We start from the raw sequence: 22,221 nt of genomic DNA on the forward strand, positions 1-22,221 counted from the left end.
CCCGTCCTGCCAATCACCTGATGTCAGCCCGGGCTTGACCCGGGGCCCTTGGGAAGGCCGTCCTGCCAATGGGCGGCAGCGGGCTTGGCGGAAAGATGGCTACACCCGTCACAAGCGGGTTCATGGTCCCCGCTCCGGCAGTTCCTCCCCGTCCGGGTTCAGGATCGGCACATCAAACGGCAGGAAGTGGCGGGTGTTCGCTGTCAGCACCGTCAGGCCATGAACTTGGGCCGTTGCCGCTATGGCCGCATCCTCGAATTGCGGCTCATGCCCGGCCTTCCTGGCTTGTGCCAGCTTCTCCCCAGTGCCCAACGCCACGGCGGCAGACAGGTGCAGGATGCGGTCCCCGAATTCCTGTAACAGGCCGCTGATCCATCCCTTCAAGGCCCGGGCCACGCGCGCATGCCCCTGCGCTTCGGCATAGGCAGCCCCGTGTTGAAGCTCCGCTACTGTGATCACGCTGATGAAACAGTCGTCGGTGTGACGGTCAAGCCAACGGATCAAGCCCTCGTTCTGGTCCCGCCCCCCTGGGGCGCAACGCCCGATGATGTTGGTGTCGAGCAAGTACAAGAATGCTTACTCCTGGTCAGGGAGCAGGGGATCACGCAGCACCCGCGCAGGTCGCCGGGGTGGCAGAAGATCCGGGGTAATGGGACACTCTGCCAGGAAGCTCCCAAGGCCTTTCCGGCGCGGAGGACGGCTGACCCGGTTCCATTCCTCTTCGCTGATGACGACATAAGGCCGGCCATTCCGCGTCACACGTTGCGGCGCGTCCTCGGCTGCGTCCAGCAAATCCCGCATGTGGGCTCGCGCCTCGTTCACCTGCCACGTCCGCATCATCCCTGCCTCCCAGGTGCAGCCACCCGACAAAGATAGGGGACGATGTACATCATGTACAGGTTTGATGTTTGCTGACTTTGATCCTATTCCATGCCACACTCCCAGTCAGGCGCCTGCGCCCGGCTCTTGGACATCCTGAACACCCATCACCACCGGGCACCCGCACCCCACCCATCGGGCCCTTAAGGTGACACGAAGCGGAACCGGTCACCTTTGTCTCCTTAAGCCACTTTCCCCAGCGTTTTCAGTCCTGTGGAAGGAGACACCCGTCGCCTTAAGCGTCACCTTTAGGTCACTTTAGTCTCGTTAAGGTCTCCCATGGTCACCTCAAGGCAGGCCAACGGACCGACGCACAATCCCTGGCCCCTCCCCTGGCAAGCAGGCCCAACTGCTGCTAAATGTGGGGCATGCGCATGATCCGTCGCCTGCCTGACACCCTGGTGAACCAGATCGCCGCCGGCGAGGTGGTGGAGCGGCCGGCCGCGGCCGTGAAGGAGCTGGTGGAGAATGCCCTTGACGCGGGCGCCCGCCGGGTCGAGGTGTCCTTGCGGGACGGCGGCAAGGCCCTGATCTGCGTGGCGGACGATGGCCACGGCATGGGGCCGGAACAACTGGCCGTGGCGGTGGAACGGCACGCCACTTCGAAGCTCCCAGACGACGACCTGACCCACATCCGCACCCTGGGCTTCCGGGGGGAAGCGCTGCCCAGCATCGGCGCCGTCAGCCGCCTGACCATCACCAGCCGCACGGCAGACGCCGACCATGCCTCCTGCATCACGGTGGAAGGGGGGCCAAGGGCCTCGTCGGCCCCGCCGCCGGCGGGGTGGGCACGCGGGTGGAGGTGCGGGACCTGTTCTACGCCACCCCCGCCCGCCTGAAGTTCCTGAAGGGCAGCCGGCGGGAGTGTGAGCATGCGGTGGACGTGGTGGAGCGCCTCGCCATGGCCCACCCGCAGGTTGCCTTCACCCTGACGGAGGATGGCCGCACCCCGGTGCGACTGCCCGCCTGTTCCGGGGAGGGGGAGCAGGCCCGCCTGGCACGCCTGGGCGCCATCTTAGGCCGGGAGTTCCAAGACAATGCCCTGCCCATCAACGCCGAACGCCAGGGCGTGCGCCTGTCGGGCCATGTGGGGCTGCCCACCTACAACAAGCCCACCTCGGCCGGGCAGTATTTGTTCGTCAACGGCCGGCCGGTGAAGGACAAGCTGCTGGTTGGGGCCGTGCGCGGCGCCTATGCGGACTTCCTGGCCCGCGACCGCCACCCCGTCCTGGCCCTGTTCCTGGACATCGACCCGGTGGACGTGGACGTGAACGTCCACCCGGCGAAGACGGAGGTGCGCTTCCGCGACCAGGCCCTGGTGCGCGGCCTGATCGTCGGCGCCATCAAGCACGCCCTGGCCGCCGCCGGCCACCGGGCCAGCACCACGGTGGCGGAGGACACCCTCACCAGTCTGGTGCCCAAGGTTGCCCCCGCTGCCACCGGCCTGCTCTGGCAACCCCAGCGCCCCGCCTATCCCCCGCCGGGCCAGCAGCACCACGGGCCCACCCCGCCGCCCCGCGCCCTGGCAGAGGCGGCGGTGGCCTTCCAGGCGCCCATCGGCGTCCGCCCCGGCACCTACGCCCCGCCCGCCTATGGCGCCCCGGCCGCGGATGAGACCTTCGCCCCCCAGGCAAGGGCGGAGCTGCCCGCCGACGCCCCCCAGGGCGATGCCCAGCGCTTCCCCCTGGGCGCCGCCCGCGCCCAGCTCCACGCCACCTACATCGTGGCCCAGACGGCGGACGGCATCGTCATCGTGGACCAGCACGCGGCGCATGAGCGGCTGGTCTATGAGAAGGTGAAGCAGGACCTTCTGTCCGGCGTGGTCAAGCGCCAGCTCCTGCTGATCCCGGAGGTGGTGGAGCTGGACCCCGCCGACGCCGAACGCCTGGCCGAGCGGTCGGACGAGCTGGCGGAACTGGGCCTGGCCCTGGAACCCTTCGGCACCGGGGCCGTGGTGGTGCGGGAGGTGCCGGCCCTGCTGGGCGGCCGGGCCGACGTCCGCGGCCTGGTCCAGGACATGGCGGACGAGTTGGCCGAACTGGGCGACGCCCACGCCCTGAAGGAGAAGCTGGAGGCCATCTGCAGCCGCATGGCCTGCCACGGCTCGGTCCGCGCCGGCCGGCCCATGAACATGGAGGAGATGAACGCCCTCCTCCGCCAGATGGAGGCCACGCCCCATAGCGGCCAGTGCAACCACGGCCGCCCCACCTATGTGGAGCTGAAGCTGTCCGACATCGAGCGGCTGTTCGGGCGGCGCTGACTCAGGTCTTGATGTCGACGGTCTTGCGGCCCTGCACCGGGTCACTGGGGCCTTTCTTGGCCGTGGCGGCCTCCTGCGCCTCCTTGGCCCGCTTCGCATCGCCTGCCGCGTCCACGGGCCGGCGCTTCATCTCCTCCCTGGCCACGTCCGCGTCGCTGCCCCCGGCGGCGGCGAGCTGGGCTTTGAACTGGTCGCGCCTGGCTTCCTGTGCCTTCAGTTCGCGGCGGGCCTTGTCCAACTCCATCTGGAGTTTGGGCACGTCCGGCCCCCTGGCTTGGCGGACCGCTTCCTCCAGTTTGGGGATCTTCTCCCGCAGGGCCTGGATGCGCTCCTCCGCGTCGGCGATGGCGGACGCGAGGGCCTGGCGATCCCGGCCGGGGGTGACTTCGCTGCGGCGCGCCTCTGCGGCAGGCGCGGGTGCGGGTGCGGCGGCGATGCTGGTCATGACGGCTCCTTGGTCGTTTTGACGATGGAGGCAGCCCTTTTGGGCGAGTCCAGCATAGCCGGGGCCGTCCCTTCGGGCAACGGGCGGCACCGCCCTTGGCCTCCCTGGCGTGGAACCCTGCCACCCCTGCGCGTGTTGGCTGTCGGGGGCTGTCACGACAGAGGATACAGCCGAATGATCAAGACCATGGTTGCCGGCCTGGCCCTTGCCGCCGGCCTCGCCTTGCCTGCCCTGGCCCAGGACACGGGCCCGGCATCGGACCCGAGCGTCCCCGCCACCAAGTCCGCCCTGGACGACGGCGTGGCCATCCGGCCGGAGGACCGCGTCTACCGCATCCTGGACTGGGTGCGGCCGGGCACCGAGGTGCCGAAGCCGGAATGCCCCACCGGGCAGTCGCCCCAGGTCTATGCCACGCCCCTGGCCTTCGGCATGACGCAAGGACCCGGCCCGCTCCAGGGCTTCCGCACCTGGGCCGAGGATGCCGGCGACCGCTGGGTGGTCCGCAAGGAGATGGTGGCCGACAGCGGCAACGCCCCCACCAGCGCCGATGGCGGCTGGGTCAAGGTGGGCGTCGTCTGCGCCGACGGCGACAGCCGCACCGCCCAGGCAACCACGACCGGCAGCGGCGGGTAAGGGGGTCCGGCAGGGCCGGTCCCGCGCCAGCGGGCCGGCCCGTCAGCCCAGATGGCGCAGGAACCCCACCCGGGTCTTCCCGTACGCCCGTTCCTCCAGCAACTCGAACCCCGCCGGGGCCGCCAGCGGGTCGCGTTCGCCCACCTCCGCCACGCAGAGGCAGCCGGCGGCCAGCCAGCCGCGGGACGCCAGGGCGGTGAGGGCGGCGGGAACCAAATCCTGGGCGTAGGGTGGGTCCAGGAAGGCCAGGGTCGCGGCAGCCGGGGCCGGCTGGGGCTTGGTGGCGTCGCCCAGGACGAAGCGGCAGCGCCCCTCTTCCCCCAGGACGGCGGCATTTCGGCGGGCGGCGTCGAGGGAAGCGCGGGAGCGGTCCAGCAGCAGGGCGCTGCCCGCACCACGGGACAGGGCCTCCAGCGCCAGGGCCCCGGTGCCGCAGAAGGCGTCCAGCACCACGGCCCCGTCGATCACGTCGCCGTCGTCCGCGGCCCAGTCGCCATGGGCCAGGATGTTGAACAGGCTTTCCCGGGTGCGGTCGCTGGTGGGGCGCACGTCCAGTCCCGGCGGCGCCTCCAGCCTGCGGCCCCGGTGCTTACCGCCGACGATCCGCACCCTTGCCCCCAGGTCCGCGTCGCGTCGGGCCAGAGCCGCCCGGACCCTTGTCCTGTGGCGGCTGCGGCCGGCTGGGCCGCGGGCCGCTCTTGGCCGAGCGGCTGTTCGCCCCACGGGCCGGGCGCGCCGGCTTGGGCGCGTCAGCGGGACCACCCTCACGCCGGGGCGCACGCCCCTCGAAACCACCCTCCTCCCGCCGCCGGGACGGCCGGGCATCCTCACCGGCGCGGCTCGGGCGGGAAGGCCGGTCACCGTCACGGGCCGGGCGGGGCTCACCCCGCGCCGGGCGGTCGCCACGGGCCTGGAAGCCGCGATCCTGCCGGTCGGCCGGCTGCTCGGCCCGCGGCCGGGCCGGACGACGGTCGCCCTGGGGCCCGGCCCCTTCGGCGCGGCCACGGGCCGGGAAGGGCTTGGCACCCGTGCGGGCCGGGGCTTCCGGGGGTGCGGCGGCGGGACGGCGCGCCGCGGGCCGGCGGCGTGGCTTGCCCTCATCCTCATCGTCGCGCAGGCCGTCCAGCGCGCGGTCCATCTCCTCCGCCATGCGCTTGGCCCGCTCCTCCGCCGGGGTCAAGGGGCGGCCGGCGCGGGGCGCCGCGGGCGCCTGCTCCACGGGGCGGGCCGCGCGCTCCTCATGCCGGGGGGGACGGGGGCGGTCGGGTGCCGCCTCCCGCCGCGGTTCGCCGCGCAGGAACCGCTCCGCCGACTCCCGGGCGATGCGGGCGGAGGGACGGGCGCCGCCCTTGGTGGCGGACGGGGCGGCCCCCGCGGCCTTGCTGGCGGGCAGCCGGTCATAGCGCATGATGGGGGCGGAGGCGCCGCTGATAGCCGCCTCCCGGGTGCGGTCCTCCTTGGGGAAGAACGCAGGGAGCTGGTCGCGCAGGATGCGGCGCGGCACCTCTTCCACCGCCCCGCGTTCCAGCTTGCCCAACTGGAACGGGCCGTAGGCGGTGCGGATCAGCCGGCTGACGGGGAAGCCCAGATACTCCATGACCGTCCGGACCTCGCGGTTCTTGCCCTCGCGCAGGCCGACGGTAAGCCAGGAATTGTGGCCGACGGTGCGGTCCACCGTGGCCTCGATGCTGCCATAGGCCACGCCGTCCACCACCAGCCCGTCGGCGAGCCGCTTCAGATGGTCGGCGGAGGGCGTGCCGAAGACGCGGACCCGGTAGCGCCGCAGCCAGCCGGTGGCGGGCAGCTCCAGGTGGCGGGCCAGCTCGCCATCGTTGGTCAGCAGCAGCAGCCCTTCCGACGACAGGTCCAGCCGGCCGACGGAGACCACGCGCGGCATCTCCGGCGGCAGCCGCTCGAACACGGTGGGGCGGCCCAGCTCGTCCCGGGCGGTGGTCACCAAGCCGTCGGGCTTGTGGTAGCGCCAGACGCGGCTGGGCTCCGGGTCCGGCACCACATGGTTGTCCACGGTGATGCGGTCACCGGGGCGTACCAGGAAGGCGGGCGTGTCCAAGCGCCTGCCGTTGACGGCGACGCGCCCCTCCCCGATCAGGCGTTCCGCATCACGGCGGGAGCAGACGCCGCTTCGGGCAAGGCGTTTTGCAATGCGTTCCGCATTGGGATCGTCGACACCTTCCCCGGCGGGGGTGGCGAGCGGGTCGAAAGGCTTGGGAGAATCGTCTGTCGGCATGGCGCGGGACTGTACGCGCCATGCCGGGCCGGGGCAAGCCGCCGCGGTCGGCCCGGGCGCGGGCCAGACCCAAGGCAAACGCCGGGATTCCGCCGGTCACTCCGCCGCGGCGAGGCGGCGGGGCGGGATGAAGCTCTTCGCACGGGGCGGCAGGGCCGCGACCGAGGCCGCGGGCACCGGGTCGGCGGCAGCCGCGGCGCTTTCCGCATGGACCAGGGCGGCATGCTCCCGCACCAGATTGCGCAGCACGGCCCATTGCTTGCGGATCTCGTCCTCCAGCAAGCGCCGGCGGGAGGGCTGTTCCTGGGGCGAAGCGGCGGAGATGGCGGCCAGGATCTCGGACAGGTCCACGCCGCCGGTCCCCGTGTCGAACAGGCGGAGACCGCTGGGCAGGGGCACGGCGTCGCTGTCGGCGCTGGCCCGGGAGGGCCGGAGGGATGCGACGGGACGGTGCAACCGGTTCTGCTGCATGGGCTTGCCTCCTTCTGAGCTGTGACAAAAGAAGGAAGCAAGCCCTATGCCAAAGGGGTAAGACGTGTTCGCGGCCACCGGAGACAAGCTCCGGCGACCGAGGAGAAACTCAGCCCTTCTCCCCGAAGGCGGTCGCCGTGGGCGTGACGCCGGCCGGCTGCCCGACCACCACGGTGGCCAGGTTGGCCGGGTCCAGCAGCTTCCTCGCCACCCGGTTCACGTCGTCCAGGGTGACCTTGTTGATCAGGTCGTTGCGCCGGTTCAGGTAGTCGATGCCCAGATTATCCCGCTGCACCTGCAGCAGGATACCGGCGATGGACCCGGTGTTGGTCAGGGTCAGGGGGAAGGAGCCGGTCAGGTAGGTCTGGGCGTTCTTCAGCTCCTCTGCCGTGATGCCCTTCTGGCCCACGTCGGCCCAGACCTCACGGATGACCTTGACGGCGTCGCCCGCCTTCTCGTTGGCGGTGGAGCCGCCCACCACCAGCAGGGCCGCATGCTCGAAGGGTTGCAGGCTGGAGCTGACGCCATAGGTCAGGCCCCGCTTCTCCCGCACCTCCTCCATCAGGCGGGAGGAGAAGCTGCCGCCGCCCAGCACATAGTTCAGGATCACCCCGGCGAACCAGTCCGGGTCGTCGCGCTTCAGCCCCTGCGTGCCCATGACCATTATGGTCTGCGGGATGGGCCGCGGCACGGCGATGACGGAACCGGCCCCTTTGGGCGCCACATCCGCCACGGTGAAGGGCTCCGCCTTGGCGGGCAGGGTACCGAAGATCTTGTCCAGGGCGGCCGCCAGCTCCGCCGCCGTGATGTCGCCGGCGGCGGCCACGGTCAGCTTGTCCCGGCCGAACCGCGCCTTGGGGAAGGCCGCCAGGTCGTCGCGGGTGATGGCGGGGATGGTTTCCAGCGTCCCGCGGGACTGCTTGCCATAGGGGTGGTCGGGGAACACCGCCTGGGAGAAGGCGAGCTGGGCCCAGTAGTTGGGGTCGGCCTGGGAACGCTTCAGCCCGGCCATGATCTGGTTGCGGATGCGCTCCACCGCCTCCGTGTCGAAGCGGGGCTGGGTCAGGGCCATGCGCGCCAGGTCGAAGGCCAGGTCCTTCGTCTCCTTCAGCGTGGTGACGCTGCCGAAGATGCCGTCCCGGCCGGCGCTGAAGCCCAGGCCGATGGAATTGTCCTCCAGCTTCTTCTGGAAGGCCTGGCTGTCCAGGTCCCCCGCCCCTTCGTCCAGCAGGGACATGGTCATGCTGGCCAGGCCCAGCTTGGCGGCCGGGTCCAGTTCGGACCCGCCATCGAAGGCGAACTGGATGGAGATGATGGGGTTCTTGTCGTCCCGCACCAGCCAGGCCTCGATCCCGCCGGGGCTGACCACCCGCTCGATGTCGATGGCGCGGGCGGGCGCGGCGGATAGGACGAAGGCGGCCAGCAGCAGCAGGAAGGCCAGCAGGCCGGCGGCCGGGTTCGTTGCGGGGCGGGCGAGGGCGAGCGCCCTGGCGCGGCGACGGGGGGTCATGGGCAAGCCTCTCATCGCCTGTGGTCTCCGGCGCTGGTCGGGGGCGGGCCGACGGGGGCCGCCGCGACGGGGCCCGTGGCCGGGGCGTTGGGGTCGGGCAGCAGCACGCCGGTGACATGGTCCTGCTGGGACAGCACGGCCTTGGCGGCGGCGTTCACCTGTTCCACCGTCACCTTGCCGATACGGTCGGGCCAGGCCTCCACGTCCTCCACCGTCTGGCCGGTGGCAAGGGCATAGCCGAAGGCTTCCGCCGGGCCTTGCAGGCTGTCACGGGCGAAGACGGCCTCCCGGCGCAGGCGGGTCTTCGCCGTCTCCACCTCCTCCGCCGTCACCCCGTCCTTCAGCAGGCGGGCCACCTCCGCCTCCATGGCGGACTCCACCTTGGCCAGCTCCACCCCCGGCATGGGGGAGGCGCCGAGGCCCAGCGTGCCCAGGTCCAGCGCGGTGGGCGAGTACCACATGGACGCGCTGGCGGCGACCTTCTGCTCCACCACCAGGGTGCGGTACAGGCGGCTGGTGGCCCCGCCGCCCATGATGGTCTGCAGCACCTGCAGGGCGTAGGCGTCCGGCTTCTCCCCCGCCTCGGCATAGGAAGGGGCCTTCCACAGCCGCTGCCAGCTCGGCTGGCGCACCTGCGGGTCGGTCAGGCTGACCCGGCGGGCACCCTCCGTCGGCGGCTCATCCACCCGCACCCGTTCCGGCACCTTGCGGGCGGGGATCTTGCCGAAGGTCTTCTCCGCCAAGGGCTTCAGCTCGGCGGCCGTGATGTCGCCGGCCACCACCAGCATGGCGTTGTTGGGGGCGTACCAGGTCTTGTAGAAGTCGAGCGCGTCCTTGTAGGTCAGCTGCTCGATCTCGTTCATCCAGCCGATGATGGGCGTGCCATAGGGGTGGTGGATGAACAGGGCGCTGTTCATCATCTCCCACAGGCGGGCGCCGGGGTTGTTGCCGGTGCGTTGGCGCCGCTCCTCCATCACCACGGCCCGCTCGGGCAGGGCCACCTCCTCCGTCAGGCGGAGGTCGGCCATGCGGTCCGCCTCCATCTTCATGACCAGCTCCAGCCGGTCGCGGGCGATGTTCTCGAAATAGGCGGTGTAGTCGTAGCTGGTGAAGGCGTTGTCCCGGCCGCCGTTGCGGGCCACGGTGCGGGAGAACTCCCCCGGCTTCAGCTCGTCCGTGCCCTTGAACATCAAATGTTCCAGGTAGTGGGCGATGCCGGACTTGCCCCGCGGCTCATCCGCCGAGCCCACCTTGTACCAGACCATGTGGCTGACCACCGGGGCCCGGCGGTTGGTCACCACCACCACCTGCATGCCGTTGGACAGGGTGAAGGTCTCCGGGTCGAAGACGCGGGCCGAAACCGGCGGGGCCAGCGCCACCAGCGCCGTGAATGCCACGCCCGCGGCCAGCGCCAGGGCGCCGCGCCTGAACCGGCGGGGGACGGGAGAACGGGAAGCCTCACGCGCACGGGGCCAACCTCCGCTGCCAGGATCGTTGGGGTGCCGCGCGGGCACCCGGGACAGCAATGTGGCGGCTGGGGCCGCCAGTGCCAACTGAAACCATTGTCATGTTCCGACCATTCCATTCGGAAGTGTCCGGGGCCGTCCCTGGACCCTGTGGGACAGATCGGCTATCTTTGTCCCACAGCATGGAGGATGCCATGACGGCGCTTGCCAAAACCGCAACCCCGGCGCAGGGCCGGACCCTAGGTTCCCTCGGTTTCGCCAAGTCCGGCAAGCCGGCGCGGATCGCGCGCGACCTGTTGCGGGCGGCGGCGGCATTGGAAGCCGATGGGCGGCTGAGCGGGGTGCGGTCGCGGAAGCTCAGCGTGCGGGTGGACCCGGGCGCCCTTGAGGCCGCGGCGGAACGGCTGGGGCTGGACAACCCGTCCGACGTGGTGAATGCCGCCATCCTGCTTGCGGCGGAACCGGACCCGTTCAAGGATTGGTGGCTGAACCCCGGCGCCCCCCTGCCCGAGGATTTCGAGCGTGCCCTCTGAGGGGTTCGTCCGGGAAGCCCTGGACCGCCACGATCCGGCCTGCTACCTGCGCTCCATCCCGGAGCGGCCGACGGCAGAATTGCCCTACGATCCGGCCAGCATCCCCGAGGGGGTGCCGCTGATGCTGGATACCACGGCCTATATCGACAAGGCGGCGCGTCGACTTCCCCTGTCTATCGACAGGCTGGTCGCCGTCCGGCGCGTGATCCACAGCGCCGTCGCCTTGGGGGAATTGGCGATCTCCATCGGCCTGCTAGACCCCACGGATCCCCGCACTCCTGGCACGGTCGGGACGATCCACGACATCCTCGGCGGCATTCCCTTGGGCAAAGCCGTCTCCCCCAGCCCCGCGGCCCACATCGAGGCAGGCTTGGTCGCCGGCATCCTGGCCCGCACCCAGCAACTGAACCGCCCGCGCAAGGGCCTGACGCCGGAGCAGGACTGCTGCCAGAAGGGCCTGCGGCGGAAGCTGTTGAACGACGCGCTGCTGTTCCTGTCCGCCGCCGAGCAGGGGGCGTGCCTGGTCAGCGCCAACCGGACCGACCTGGACCGGCTGCTTCGGTTCTGGCCCGATGCGCACGTCCTGCTTTACCAACCGTTGGCGTCCCCGGTCCCGGCCTGACCCTGCCGCGCAACAACAAAGGGCGCCCCTCGCGGGGCGCCCTTGGGACTGTCCTGCCGGGAACCGCCTGGGTCAGCGGCCGGTGCCGGGGATGGTGACCGGGATGCCGGCCGGCGGCGTGTCCGCCGCGGGGGCCGGGGCGTTGGCCTGGGTGCTGCCGGTGCGGGCGATGGTGGGCGGGGCGCCCTGGTGCACCGTCTGCTGCGGCTGTTCCCCGTCCTTCCAGAACAGTAGGCGGTCGAGGAAGGACCGCTCCCCCACCACCACGCCGGGGTTTTCCCGGTCCACGATGGTGCGGATGTCGGGGTTGGCCTGGTCGGCGCCGGCCTGGGACAGCAGGGCCGCCTCGCCGTTGCTCTGCTGCCGGCTGGTGCGCGGGTCGATCAGGCCGCCGGTGCTGCCGGCGGCGCCGAACACGCTGGCGTTGGCGCGGGTGTCGCGGTCCAGCTCCTGCGGGCGGGGGGTGCCGGGGGCCGGCGGGCGGAGGTTGTAGTCCGGCGGGACCTCCAGCGGGGCGCGGGCCACCACCTGGAACTCGTCCGGCGAGGACCGGTCGAAGATGCTGCACGCCGACAGCGCCGCGGCCGAGGCCAGCAGCGCCAGGACCGGCAGAGCGTTGCGCGAAACCTTGCCCTTACCCATGAGACCCTTCCGCAGGATAACCCGAAAGAATTGACGGCCGCAGACTAGCGCCGCCGCGACCCGGCGAACAGCCCTTCCGCGAGCAGCAGCAGCACGCCGACGACGATGCAGCTGTCGGCGATGTTGAAAGCGGGCCAGTGCCACCCCGCCACGTGGAAGTCAAGGAAATCGGCGACGGCCCCGAAGCGGAACCGGTCCACCACGTTGCCGACGGCCCCGCCGATCACCAGGCCGATGCACACGGCCTGGAACGTGCTGTCCGTGCGGCGCAGCCAGGACACCAGGAAGACGCTGATGCCCAAGGCCACGGCGATCAGGACATAGGGCATGAAGTCCGCCTCGTGGGCGAACATGCCGAAGCTGACGCCCCGGTTCCAGGCCATGACCAGGTTGAAGAAGCCGGTGACGGTGATGGGCGGCGTCTCCACCGCGCACCAGGGGCCGGAGGGGCCCGACAGGCAGGGCAGCGCTACGGCCAGGACCCACCATTTGCTGAGCTGGTCCAGCACGAAGGCCACCGCGGCCACCCCGAAGCCCAGGCCCAGCATGCGACGCCGCACGCCCGCCGGGGCCAACGCCTCCCCCACCATGGTCACGTCACTCCCTCTGCGCCCGGGTCGGCGGCCAGCCAGGCCCGCGCCGCCCCTGCATCCCTTGCGATTTGGGCTTTTAGATGGTCAAGGCCGTCGAACTTCATCTCCGGCCGCAGGAAATGCAGCAGCCGCACCCTGAGGTGCCGGCCATAGAGGTCACCGTCGAAGTCGAACAGGTGGACCTCCAGCCGCTCCACCGCGCCGCCCACCGTGGGGCGGCGGCCGAGGTTGGCGACGCCGTCATGCCAGACGGTCTGCCCGCCCAGATCCACCCCGGCCCGCACGGCATAGACGCCGAAGCGCGGGCGGACATACTCCCCCAGTTCTACGTTCGCGGTGGGGAAGCCGATGGTGCGGCCCCGCTTGTCGCCATGCTCCACCCGGCCCTCGACCTCGAAGGGATGGCCCAGGATGGCTGCGGCAGCCTCCGCCTCCCCGGCCTGGAGCAGCTCCCGCACCTTGGTGGAGGAAAAGATGATGCCCGACGGGTCGGCCACGGGGCGGACCTCCGTCACGCCGAAGCCGAACCGCTCCCCCGCCGCGCGGAGGAAGGCCATGTCGCCACCCCGGTTGTGGCCGAAGACGAAGTCATAGCCCGCCACCACATGCCGGGCGCCCAGCCCCTGGACCAGCACCGACTCCACGAAGGCCTCGGCGGATTGCTGGGAGAAGGCGCGGTCGAAATGCACGCTGAACAGCGCGTCCACCCCCAGCGCCTCCACCAGCCGCGCCTTGATGCGGAAGGGCGTCAGCCGGAAGGGCGGCTGGTCCGGCTTGAACAGGGCCCGCGGGTGCGGCTCGAAGGTCAGCACGGCGGACGGCACGCCCAACTTGGCGGCCGCTTCCTGCGCGGCGCCGATCACGGCCCGGTGGCCGCGGTGCACCCCGTCGAAGTTGCCCAGTGCCACGGCGACGCCGCGCGCGTCCGGGGGCAGGTCGGTGGTATGGCGGAACAGCTTCATCGGCCGGGCGGCCACTCGCAAGCTTCGGGGTCTGGGCCAGGGATATAGGCATGCGATGGCCCATCGGTCCAGCACCACACGCTGTTGTCCCCTCAAACGCCGGGCGCCCGCTCCGCGGGCTTGGCTTGCGCGGGCATGGGCCCGCGGGCCGGCGGTCGCCGGCCTTGGGTGCTTGTCCGCCAGATAGGGGCGGCTTAGTCCGCGGCGGCGCTGCGCTCCAGGGCGGCGCGGCTGGGGACCATGACCACGGCCTCGCCCTCGATCACCACGTTTCCGGCCACGGTGCAGGTGGTGGTCAGGATGGCGCGGCGCTTTTCCGCCACCAGCTCCTTCACCGTCACGGTGGTGGTCACCGTCTCCCCGATCCGGACGGGGGAGCGGAAGCGCAGGTTCTGGGACAGGTAGATGGTGCCCGGCCCCGGCAGGCGCGTACCCAGCACCGTGGTGATGAAGCAGGCGGACAGCATGCCGTGGGCGATGCGGCCCTTGAAGGGCGTCGCCTTGGCGTATTCCTCGTTCAGGTGCATCGGGTTGGTGTCACCGGAGATGCCGGCGAACATGACGATGTCCGTCTCCGTGATCGTGCGGGCATAGACGCCCTTCATGCCGACATACAGGTCTTCCAGGTAGAAGCCGGTCAGGTCGGCGGGGTCGAGGCCGGTGCGGCGGGCGATCACGTCCATATCCGTAACATCCTAAGGCTATGCTGCGCTGCACAGTGTACCGGGGCAGCCCGAGACGCGGCAAGGCCGCCCCTGCCCCGCCGCCGCTTTGCCGCAGGGGATGGGGCTGGTACGCTTGCACGGGATAACGGGAGAGGCGGCCTTGCGGGACGGCGAAGAAAGATCGGGCGGCTGGGCGTTCCGCCGGCTGGACCTGGCGGACGGGTCCCACCTGCGCCTGGGCCACTGGCCCCCATCGGACGGGAACGCCCGCGGCACGGTGCTGGTCGTGACCGGCCGGGCGGAGTGCCTGGAGAAGTACGCGGAGGTGGCGGCGGACCTGACGGGCCGCGGCTTCCGCGTGGTGGCGCTGGACTGGCGCGGTCAGGGCGGCAGCTGGCGGCCCCTGCCCAACCCGCAGAAGGGCCACATGGCCAGCTTCGACCCGTTCCTGGACGACCTTGACGCCGCCCTGCCCGGCCTGCTGGACGGCGCGCCGGGCCCGGTGATCGGGCTGGCCCACAGCATGGGGGCCCACATCCTGCTGCGCCATGTGGCGGAGCGTCGGCACCCCTTCGCCGCGCTGGTGGCCTGCGCCCCCATGCTGGGCATCAATGCCGGGCCGACGCCGGAGATCCTGGCCAAGCATGTGGCGGCGGAGGCGGTGCGCCGCGGCCATGGGGAGGATTACGCCTTCGGCCAGGCGGACTGGCGGCCCGACGCCCCACCCTTCAAGGCGCCGCTGCTGACCAGCGACATGGACCGGTTCAACAAGTTCCAGGCCGTGTTCCATGCCGACCCGTCGCTTGCCATGGGCGGGGTCACCTGGGGCTGGCTGGACGCGGCCTACCGCTCCATGGACGCGCTGCTGCGGCCGGGGGTGCTGGAGCGGGTGGGCATCCCCGTGCTGGTCCTGTCCGCCGGCAAGGACCGGATCGTCCGTGTGGACCGCCAGAAGCAGGCCGCGGCCCGGCTGCCCCAGGGCGTGCTGAAGACCTACCCGGAGGGGCGGCACGAGCTGCTGATGGAGGCGGATAGCATCCGCGACCGGGTCTGGGCCGACATCGACACCTTCCTGGACGGGGTGGCGCCACGCGCCCAGTGACCCCTGAACCGGGGGATCAGGGCGTGCTTGCGCGGAGCGTGAGCACGCCCCGGCGGCGACTGCCGCCGCGCCCGCCCATGCGGGCGTGAGCCAAGCCGCGGATGCGGCGCCGGGGCCTGAGGAACACGACAAGCCAGGCCCGCTTCCAGTCAACTGGAAGCGGGCCTGGTGCTGCCCAGGGCGCCCACCTCGCTGCTGCGCTCCAGGCGGATGTGCAGGTGGCGGAGCTGGAAGCCCCAGGCCACCAGCAGGATGCCCCAGGCGAAGGCGTAGGTCCCCACCAGGAAGACGATGGCATAGCCCCCGGCCGGCGGCACGACCACCATCAGCACGCCCAGGATGATGGACAGCACCCCGCCCACCAGCAGCCAGGCCCGCCCGCCGCCCGGCCCCACCCGGCGGGCGGCCATCAGCTCCAACACCCCGGTGAGGATGGCCCAGAAGGCCATGATCAGGATCAGGGCCAGGATGGTCGCCCCGGGCATCATGATGGCCAGGACGCCCGCCACCAGCCCCGCCACCCCTTCCAGGATGAAGTGCCCCCAGCGTTGGTGCTTGGCGATGGCCCGCACCCCGGCGATCAGGGCGAAGGTGCCGTCCACCAGCAGGTAGGCCGCCAGCAGCAGGGCGAGGCTGACCAGGGTCGGCCCGGGCAGCAGCAGGGCGATGACCCCGAACAGCAGGGCCATCAGCCCCCGCAGCAGGAAGGCCCACCAGTTCCGGGCCAGGGACATGATCCGCCCGTTCGAGGTGCCGAAGCCGGGCGTGGCCGACGGTTCCACGGTGACGGCGGCCGCGGGGGATGGGGCATGGGGTCCCGCGGCGGCAGGTCGGACATGGGGTTGGCTCCGGCTGGGGTGGGCTCCCTGCCGGAACAGCCGCCGGGGCATCGGGGTTGCGCGCGCCCATGCGGCATGGGGCCCCGGTGCCCCTCCCGGAACTTGCGAATTCGAAAGTCACGTTTCGTCACCGCCCCAACCCATGGGGCAGGCGCCCGGCCCGGGCGGTCCCGGGCCGGGTGGGGCTCCGCCGGTCAGAGCACCGTCAGCATGCTGGCCACCAACGGGTGGCGGACGATGTCCGTCTCCGCCAGCCGGACGACGGAGATGCCCTCCACCACCTCCAGCCGGCGGGCGATGTCGGCCAGGCCCGACAGGCCTTCCAGCAGGTCCGACTGGTCGGGGTCGCCGGTCAGGACCATGGTGGAGTGCCAGCCCAGGCGGGTCAGCAGCATCTTGATCTGGGCATAGGTGCAGTTCTGCGCCTCGTCGATCACCACGAAGGCGTTGTTCAGGGTGCGCCCGCGCATGAAGCCCACCGGCGCGATCTCGATCGTGCCCTCGGCCATCAGGGTACGCAGGCGCTTGGCCCCCAGCCGGTCCCCCAGCGCGTCATAGAGTGGGCGCAGGAACGGGGCCATCTTCTCGTTCATGTCGCCGGGCAGGTAGCCGATGCTCTCCCCCGCCTCGATGGCGGGACGGGACAGGACGATGCGGTCCACGCTGCCCTTTTCCAAAGCCTCCACGGCGGCGGAGATGGCGAGGTAGGTCTTGCCGGTGCCGGCCGGCCCCAGGGCAAGGGTCAGGTTGTGGGAGATGATGGCCTGCATCAGGGCCGCCTGGCCGGTGGAGAGGGGCTTGACCGTGCGCACGTAGCTCTGGTCCCGACGCTCCTCCCCCTCATGGCCCAACGGGTCCCAGCCGGATGCGCGGCGGGGGAACAGCGGGTGGACCTTGGGGTCGGAAGCGGGGGCGGCTTTCGTCTGGCGCTTGGCCATGGGCGTCTCCTCACGGTCTGGTCGGGATGGAGGGGATCGTTTGTCCGGTAGGGGGTCCGGCAGCCCAGGGTGCCCCGCGGGCAACAAAAAACCGCACCCTCGATCGAGGCGTGCGGTGCGGGGCGTCTGGCATGTCCGGGGTGCTGCCGGGTGGCTCGCAGGGTCGAAGCGACCGGCCGCCGAGGGCGGGGGTTGCTGCGCGGTCGGGGGTCAGGGGTGTTGTCAAACCCGTGTCCGTCCTGTCTGGAACCACTGCATTGCACAATACCTGAGAAAACAGCCCCCGTCAGCTTCTGTTGCGTCTGCAACGAAAGATTCACGCTATATCTTGCGTATGTAATCTGACGGGCAGAGGCCCGACACGGCAGGACTGGCAGCCGGCAGACCGCTCGACTATGCTGGGGCCGCAGGAAGCCCCGGCCCCCCAACCCACCGGCCCGCCATGCCCCCATCCGACCCCAGATCCCAGCCCTTTGGCCGTCCCGGCGCCGCCGCGGCCGGCACCGACGCCGAGTCCGGGACCGAGAACCCGGAACTGTCGGAGGAGAAGCGGAAGTCGCTCTATGCCCTGAAGGTCATGTTCGAGCGCGGGCTGTTGCCGAAGGCCGAGTATGAGGCGCGGCGGGCGGCCCTGGAAGGGAAACAGGGTTAGGTCCTGTCCTTTGCTTGCGGACGCCTTGCCGCGGCATGGACAAGGCAAAGGATGCCCCAATAGATATTGTGCGAAGGCCCAAATCTGTCGCAAAATGTGGCGACGAAAGGCTTGACGCAGGGTAAGTTCTGGGCTTGAACGGCGGGCTTGGATGAGCCGTCGCGCCGGACCGGCCGGGACCAGGAACCAGGACCGGGACGACGGGCGCGACAAGGCGCGGGATCAGGGGCAGGATTGTCAGGACGATGAGCACCCAGGTGGCCTATCGGGACGCGCCGTTCCAACTGCGTGGTGCGAACTTCACCATGATGGTGTTGCGCGTCAGCGACCCGCGCAACCCGAACTTCTTCCCCGTCCTGTCCGGCAAGATCGCGCAGGCGCCCAACTTCTTCCGCAACGCCCCCGTCGTCCTGGACCTGGACGACCTGCCGGCGGGCGTGCCTTTCGATTTCGATAACTTCACCGGCCTGCTGCGGAACCTGGGCATGATCGCCATCGGCCTGCAGGGCGGCACGCCGGAGCAGCAGCAGGCCGCGCTGAAGGCCGGCTTGGCCGTGCTGCCCCAGGCCAAGGGCAAGGCGGAGACGTTCGACCCCCTGGCCGGCACGGGCCGCAGCCCCGCCCAGGGCGTGCACAACATCCAGGCACAGCCGGAGCCTCCCGCCCCAGTACCGGCAACCCCCGCCCCGGCCCCACAGCCGGAGGTGATCGTCCAGCGCACCACCATGATCGTGACGGAGCCGGTTCGTTCCGGCCGGCAGCTCTATGCGGCCGGCGGCGACCTGGTGGTGGTGGGCCCGGTGTCCCCGGGCGCGGAGCTGGTGGCCGACGGCAGCATCCACGTCTATGGCGCCCTGCGCGGCCGTGCCCTGGCGGGCGTCAGCGGTGACCAGACGGCCCGCATCTTCTGCCAGAGCCTGGAGGCGGAGCTGGTGTCCATCGCCGGCCTGTACCGGGTGAGCGACGACATGGACAAGGACATCCGGCGCCGCCAGGTCCAGATCTATCTCGACAACGGGTACCTCCACATCGACCCGGTCACCGTGTGACCGCGCCCAACCAAACCTTGTAAACTGTCCACCGACTTCCGACATCGGACGCAAGACTCAGGAGACGCCACTTGGCCAAGATCATCACGATGACCTCCGGCAAGGGCGGCGTTGGCAAGACGACCTCCAGCGCCGCCTTTGGCACCGGCCTTGCCATGCGCGGGTTCAAGACCTGCATCATCGACTTCGACGTGGGCCTGCGGAACCTCGACCTGATCATGGGGTGCGAGCGGCGCGTCGTGTTCGACTTCATCAACGTGGTGAACGGCGAGGCCCGGCTGAACCAGGCCCTGATCAAGGACAAGCGCGTCGAGAACCTGTTCATCCTCCCCACCTCGCAGACCCGGGACAAGGACGCCCTGACCAAGGAGGGCGTGGAGAAGGTCCTGGACGAGTTGAAGAAGGAATTCGACTACATCCTCTGCGACAGCCCGGCGGGGATCGAGAAGGGCGCCCTGATGGCGCTGTACTTCGCCGACCACGCGATCATCGTGACCAACCCGGAGGTCTCCTCCGTCCGCGACAGCGACCGCATCCTGGGCGTGATCCAGGCCAAGTCGCGCCGGGCCGAACTGGGGTTGGAACCGGTGCAGGAGCATCTGCTGTTGACCCGCTACGACCTGGACCGGGTCGAGAAGGGCGAGATGCTGAAGGTGGACGACGTGTTGGAGATCCTGGCCATCCCGCTGCTGGGCATCATCCCGGAGAGCCCGGCCGTGCTGAAGGCCAGCAACGTGGGCATGCCGGTGGTGCTGGACGACAAGTCCACCGCGGGCATGGCCTATTCCGACGCGGTTGCCCGCTTCCTGGGCGAGAAGGTGGAGCACCGCTTCCTGAAGCCCGAGAAGAAGGGTTTCTTCGACCGGCTGCTGCGGAGGACCGCATGAACCTGTTGGATTTCTTCCGGCGATCCAAGGAGCCGACCGTCGCCTCACAGGCCAAGGAGCGCCTGCAGATCGTGCTGGCGCACGAGCGGAGCGACCGCAACAGCCCGGACTTCCTGCCGGCCCTGCAGAAGGAACTGCTGGCCGTGATCAAGAAGTACGTGCCCATCGATGATGAGAAAGTGCTGGTCAAGCTGGAGCGGGAAAGCGGCTGCTCCATGCTGGAGGTCAACGTGGAGCTGCCCACCCCCGCCAAAGGGGCGAGCAAGCCGGTGGCCGCGGCGAGCTGACCCCGCTTCACCCGATCCTGACAGCCAGGCCGACAGCCCATGACGGGCTGACGCCTTCCTGCGCCCGCGCCCCACGCCCGAGGGCGCAAATTGCCGCGATGATCCCGGTCCGGCCCGGGGTCCTTCCCCACCCCCTGCAAGTACCCGCAGGCATCAGGTGGTGTCCCGGGCGACCGATCCCGGTCAGGTGGGCTTCTTCACCCCGAATACATGCTCCGGCCCGGGGAAGCGGCGGGCGCGGACGTCGTCGGTGTAGGCCTTGGCGGCCTCCGCGACCAAGGGGCCGATGTCGGCGTAGCGCTTGACGAACTTGGGCGTGAAGCCGCCGAACAGGCCCAGCATGTCGTCGCTGACCAGCACCTGCCCGTCGCAGGCGGCGGACGCGCCGATGCCGATGGTCACGGCCCCCACCTGCTCCGTCACCAGCCGGCCCAGGGGCTCCACCACCCCCTCCACCACGATGGCGAAGGCGCCGGCTTCCGATATCGCCCGGGCGTCGCCCAGGATCTTCTGCTGCTCCGCCTCCGACCGGCCGCGGGCCTTGTAGCCGCCCAGCGCGTTCACGGCCTGCGGCGTCAGCCCCACATGGCCGACCACGGGGATGCCGCGGCGGACCAGGAAGTCCACCGTGTCCGCCATCTCTTCCCCGCCTTCCAGCTTCACGGCTTGGCAGCCCGTCTCTGCCAGGATGCGGGCGGCGTTGCGGAAGGCCTGCTGCGGGCTTTCCTGGTAGCTGGCCCAGGGCATGTCCACCACGACGCAGGCGTGGGAGGAGCCGCGCACCACCGCGGCGCCATGGGCGATCATCATGTCCACGGTCACCGGCAGGGTGCTGTCCATGCCGTACAGCACCATGCCCAGGCTGTCGCCCACCAGCAGGCAGTCCACATGCGGGTCCAGCAGGCGGGCCACCGACACGGTATAGGCCGTGAGCATGGAGACCGGCTCCTTGCCCTTGCGGGCGGCGATCTCCGGCACGCTGACGCGCTTCACCTGACCCGTGGCGCTCATGGTCCCATCCCCTGGCCTTGCTGCGGTGCGGCACCGCTCGTTACGGCTTGCCTACACCAAAGCGTGGGTCGCGACAATGTGTGGCCTGGGTCGAGGTTGACCGGCGGCCCCATCCAGGCTAGTGCCGGGGGCATGAGCGACGAAGCCCCCTCCCCCGCCGGCACGCCCGGCGCCGCCGTGATCGAGGCCCTGTTCCCCACCCGCCTGTACCGGGCGGATTTGGGCGGCGGGGATGGGTTGAACGAGGAGCTGCTGGCCTGCTGCCTGTCGGCGGCGGCGGACGATGTGGCGGGGCAGCGCTGGTCGGCGAAGCACGGCTACCCCGGCTATACGTCCTACGCCTCGCTGGACGACCTGCCCTGGCGGTACCCGGCGGTGAAGCAGCTGAAGAAGCTGCTGGACAAACATGCCGCGGCCTTCGCCAAGGCCCTGCACTGGGACCTTGGCGGCGGCAAGCTGGAGATCAACGCGCTGTGGATCAACGTGCTGGAGCCGGGCGGCTTCCACAGCGGCCACATCCACCCCAACAGCGTGCTGTCCGGCACATATTACGTCTCCGTGCCGAAGGGGGCCGGCGCCATCCGGTTCGAGGACCCGCGCCTGCCCCTGATGATGGCCACCCCGCCCCGCAAGCCCAAGGCCCCGCGGGATTTCCAGTCCCACCTGTCCGCCGCGCCCAGCCCCGGCACCCTGTTGCTGTGGGAAAGCTGGCTGCGGCATGAGGTGCCGCTGAACCAGGCGGAGGAGGAACGGGTGTCGATCAGCTTCAACTACGCTTGGCGATAGGCCCGTAGGTCGGATTAGGGGCTGCAAAGCCCCGTAATCCGACGGCTCACGGCATATGGGGCCGTCGGATTACGCCGCGGGCGCGGCTAATCCGACCTACGAAAGCCAACTCAATACGTCCGCACGCCCGTGGTGGTGCTGGTGTTCACCGCGGTGTCGGCCGGGATCTTGGCGACGAAGCCGAAATAGGCGGCGGACAGGGCGATCAGCCCATGCAGCCAGACGTCGTTGCCATAGATGGGAACCAGGCCGAAGGTGGTGTTCAGGGCCGGGATCAGGCCCATGACCGCCAGCACGGCATAGATCACCGCCACGCTGCGGGAATAGGCGCGGGAGGAACCCCAGCCGCGGCTGGCGGCCAAGCCCCACAGGCCGAACAGCAGGTGCACCACGTTGTGCAGGATGTTCACCGGGAACAGGCCCAGCAAATGGCCGTGGCCGGCGCTGATGGCCAGCGGCGGGTCACCGGCCGGCGCTTCCAGGAAGCTGGGGACGAAGCCCAGGATGCCGACAAGGGTGAAGACGATACCCATGATCAGGGCATAGGTCCGCATGGGAAGGTACTCCGCAGTTACGAGTTCACTGTCCTACCCAACCGCCCATCCCCACCGGCGTTCCGGTCGTTTGGTGTTCGGCAGGCCACATGTGCCTTTGCGGTGACGGTCAGGGCGTGTTTCCGGCGACCTGGAACACGCCCCGACGGCGACCGCCGCCGCGCGCCCCCATGGGCGCCGGAGGCGG

The 22,221-nt window shown here is 70.5% G+C and carries 25 protein-coding genes and 1 pseudogene; 10 read left to right on the forward strand and 16 right to left on the reverse strand.

What is annotated here, in order from left to right; all coding sequences use genetic code 11:
• Nucleotides 1-120 precede the first annotated feature (120 nt).
• A complete protein-coding gene (locus tag HHL28_RS13060; protein ID WP_169655256.1) occupies nt 121-564 on the reverse strand; it encodes a type II toxin-antitoxin system VapC family toxin in 444 nt (147 codons plus the stop codon).
• Nucleotides 565-576: 12 nt separating this feature from the next.
• Complete coding sequence (locus tag HHL28_RS13065) at nt 577-840, reverse strand: type II toxin-antitoxin system Phd/YefM family antitoxin (protein WP_075771670.1); 264 nt, start codon at nt 838-840, stop codon at nt 577-579.
• A gap of 407 nt (nt 841-1,247) precedes the next feature.
• Between HHL28_RS13065 and mutL the strand changes: the two are divergent.
• A pseudogene (gene mutL, locus HHL28_RS13070) lies at nt 1,248-3,139 on the forward strand (DNA mismatch repair endonuclease MutL).
• 1 nt (nt 3,140) lies between these two features.
• Here the strand turns inward: mutL and HHL28_RS13075 are convergent.
• A complete protein-coding gene (locus HHL28_RS13075; RefSeq protein WP_075771669.1) occupies nt 3,141-3,584 on the reverse strand; it encodes a hypothetical protein in 444 nt (147 codons plus the stop codon).
• A gap of 174 nt (nt 3,585-3,758) precedes the next feature.
• On the opposite strand from HHL28_RS13075, the gene HHL28_RS13080 reads away from it, so the two are divergent.
• Complete coding sequence (locus HHL28_RS13080; protein ID WP_075771668.1) at nt 3,759-4,217, forward strand: hypothetical protein; 459 nt, start codon at nt 3,759-3,761, stop codon at nt 4,215-4,217.
• 42 nt (nt 4,218-4,259) lie between these two features.
• Here HHL28_RS13080 and rsmD read toward each other — a convergent pair whose 3' ends face one another.
• From rsmD to HHL28_RS13105, 5 genes are all read right to left on the reverse strand, one after another.
• Nucleotides 4,260-4,826: a 16S rRNA (guanine(966)-N(2))-methyltransferase RsmD gene (gene rsmD, locus HHL28_RS13085; RefSeq protein WP_075771667.1), complete on the reverse strand. Its 567-nt coding sequence runs from the start codon at nt 4,824-4,826 to the stop codon at nt 4,260-4,262.
• Nucleotides 4,807-6,381: a pseudouridine synthase gene (locus tag HHL28_RS13090; protein ID WP_404326928.1), complete on the reverse strand. Its 1,575-nt coding sequence runs from the start codon at nt 6,379-6,381 to the stop codon at nt 4,807-4,809. The genes rsmD and HHL28_RS13090 overlap by 20 nt, the downstream gene beginning before the upstream one ends.
• Before the next feature lie 180 nt (nt 6,382-6,561).
• Complete coding sequence (locus HHL28_RS13095; RefSeq protein ID WP_075772328.1) at nt 6,562-6,936, reverse strand: hypothetical protein; 375 nt, start codon at nt 6,934-6,936, stop codon at nt 6,562-6,564.
• A gap of 109 nt (nt 6,937-7,045) precedes the next feature.
• On the reverse strand, nt 7,046-8,446 hold the full coding sequence (locus tag HHL28_RS13100) for a M16 family metallopeptidase (protein WP_083699300.1): 1,401 nt from the start codon (nt 8,444-8,446) through the stop codon (nt 7,046-7,048).
• 11 nt (nt 8,447-8,457) lie between these two features.
• A complete protein-coding gene (locus HHL28_RS13105; protein WP_404325721.1) occupies nt 8,458-9,843 on the reverse strand; it encodes a M16 family metallopeptidase in 1,386 nt (461 codons plus the stop codon).
• Between the two features lie 263 nt (nt 9,844-10,106).
• On the opposite strand from HHL28_RS13105, the gene HHL28_RS13110 reads away from it, so the two are divergent.
• Nucleotides 10,107-10,445 (forward strand): hypothetical protein, encoded by a 339-nt coding sequence (locus HHL28_RS13110; protein WP_169655260.1) that lies wholly within the window; start codon nt 10,107-10,109, stop codon nt 10,443-10,445.
• Complete coding sequence (locus tag HHL28_RS13115) at nt 10,435-11,067, forward strand: hypothetical protein (RefSeq protein ID WP_404325722.1); 633 nt, start codon at nt 10,435-10,437, stop codon at nt 11,065-11,067. Before HHL28_RS13110 ends, HHL28_RS13115 begins: the two co-directional genes overlap by 11 nt.
• Before the next feature lie 72 nt (nt 11,068-11,139).
• On the opposite strand, the gene HHL28_RS13120 is transcribed toward HHL28_RS13115, so the two are convergent.
• From HHL28_RS13120 to HHL28_RS13135, 4 genes are all read right to left on the reverse strand, one after another.
• Nucleotides 11,140-11,709, reverse strand: coding sequence for a DUF3035 domain-containing protein (locus HHL28_RS13120; RefSeq protein WP_075772325.1), 570 nt, complete (start codon nt 11,707-11,709; stop codon nt 11,140-11,142).
• A gap of 44 nt (nt 11,710-11,753) precedes the next feature.
• On the reverse strand, nt 11,754-12,299 hold the full coding sequence (lspA, locus tag HHL28_RS13125) for a signal peptidase II (RefSeq protein WP_169655702.1): 546 nt from the start codon (nt 12,297-12,299) through the stop codon (nt 11,754-11,756).
• Nucleotides 12,300-12,301: 2 nt separating this feature from the next.
• On the reverse strand, nt 12,302-13,264 hold the full coding sequence (locus HHL28_RS13130) for a bifunctional riboflavin kinase/FAD synthetase (protein ID WP_075772324.1): 963 nt from the start codon (nt 13,262-13,264) through the stop codon (nt 12,302-12,304).
• A 194-nt stretch (nt 13,265-13,458) separates the two neighbouring features.
• Nucleotides 13,459-13,947, reverse strand: a complete 489-nt coding sequence (locus tag HHL28_RS13135) for a MaoC family dehydratase (RefSeq protein ID WP_075772323.1) — start codon at nt 13,945-13,947, stop codon at nt 13,459-13,461.
• Nucleotides 13,948-14,089: 142 nt separating this feature from the next.
• Here HHL28_RS13135 and HHL28_RS13140 point away from each other — a divergent pair, with 142 nt between their 5' ends.
• Nucleotides 14,090-15,031: an alpha/beta fold hydrolase gene (locus HHL28_RS13140; protein ID WP_075772322.1), complete on the forward strand. Its 942-nt coding sequence runs from the start codon at nt 14,090-14,092 to the stop codon at nt 15,029-15,031.
• Between the two features lie 149 nt (nt 15,032-15,180).
• On the opposite strand, the gene HHL28_RS13145 is transcribed toward HHL28_RS13140, so the two are convergent.
• Together HHL28_RS13145 and HHL28_RS13150 are read right to left on the reverse strand one after the other, a co-directional pair.
• A complete protein-coding gene (locus tag HHL28_RS13145) occupies nt 15,181-15,813 on the reverse strand; it encodes an HdeD family acid-resistance protein (protein WP_404325724.1) in 633 nt (210 codons plus the stop codon).
• Between the two features lie 251 nt (nt 15,814-16,064).
• Nucleotides 16,065-16,808 carry a PhoH family protein gene (locus HHL28_RS13150; RefSeq protein WP_075772321.1) on the reverse strand — a complete coding sequence of 248 codons (744 nt, stop codon included), beginning with the start codon at nt 16,806-16,808 and terminating at the stop codon, nt 16,065-16,067.
• A gap of 442 nt (nt 16,809-17,250) precedes the next feature.
• Here HHL28_RS13150 and HHL28_RS13155 point away from each other — a divergent pair, with 442 nt between their 5' ends.
• The 4 genes from HHL28_RS13155 to minE all read left to right on the forward strand — a co-directional run bounded on the left by HHL28_RS13155 (nt 17,251) and on the right by minE (nt 19,683).
• Nucleotides 17,251-17,460 (forward strand): hypothetical protein, encoded by a 210-nt coding sequence (locus HHL28_RS13155; RefSeq protein ID WP_075772320.1) that lies wholly within the window; start codon nt 17,251-17,253, stop codon nt 17,458-17,460.
• A gap of 245 nt (nt 17,461-17,705) precedes the next feature.
• Nucleotides 17,706-18,509: a septum site-determining protein MinC gene (gene minC, locus HHL28_RS13160; RefSeq protein WP_075772319.1), complete on the forward strand. Its 804-nt coding sequence runs from the start codon at nt 17,706-17,708 to the stop codon at nt 18,507-18,509.
• Between the two features lie 71 nt (nt 18,510-18,580).
• Complete coding sequence (gene minD, locus HHL28_RS13165) at nt 18,581-19,396, forward strand: septum site-determining protein MinD (RefSeq protein WP_075772318.1); 816 nt, start codon at nt 18,581-18,583, stop codon at nt 19,394-19,396.
• Nucleotides 19,393-19,683, forward strand: a complete 291-nt coding sequence (gene minE / locus HHL28_RS13170) for a cell division topological specificity factor MinE (protein WP_075772317.1) — start codon at nt 19,393-19,395, stop codon at nt 19,681-19,683. The genes minD and minE overlap by 4 nt, the downstream gene beginning before the upstream one ends.
• Nucleotides 19,684-19,866: 183 nt before the next feature.
• Here the strand turns inward: minE and panB are convergent, their stop codons facing one another.
• Nucleotides 19,867-20,694, reverse strand: a complete 828-nt coding sequence (gene panB, locus HHL28_RS13175) for a 3-methyl-2-oxobutanoate hydroxymethyltransferase (RefSeq protein ID WP_075772316.1) — start codon at nt 20,692-20,694, stop codon at nt 19,867-19,869.
• Between the two features lie 132 nt (nt 20,695-20,826).
• Here panB and HHL28_RS13180 point away from each other — a divergent pair, with 132 nt between their 5' ends.
• Nucleotides 20,827-21,480, forward strand: coding sequence for a TIGR02466 family protein (locus HHL28_RS13180; protein WP_075772315.1), 654 nt, complete (start codon nt 20,827-20,829; stop codon nt 21,478-21,480).
• Nucleotides 21,481-21,590: 110 nt separating this feature from the next.
• On the opposite strand, the gene HHL28_RS13185 is transcribed toward HHL28_RS13180, so the two are convergent.
• Nucleotides 21,591-22,034, reverse strand: a complete 444-nt coding sequence (locus HHL28_RS13185) for a DUF4383 domain-containing protein (protein ID WP_075772314.1) — start codon at nt 22,032-22,034, stop codon at nt 21,591-21,593.
• Nucleotides 22,035-22,221: the final 187 nt, after the last annotated feature.

Origin of the sequence: Aerophototrophica crusticola (assembly GCF_012913305.1) — a bacterium.
GTDB lineage: Bacteria > Pseudomonadota > Alphaproteobacteria > Azospirillales > Azospirillaceae > Niveispirillum > Niveispirillum crusticola.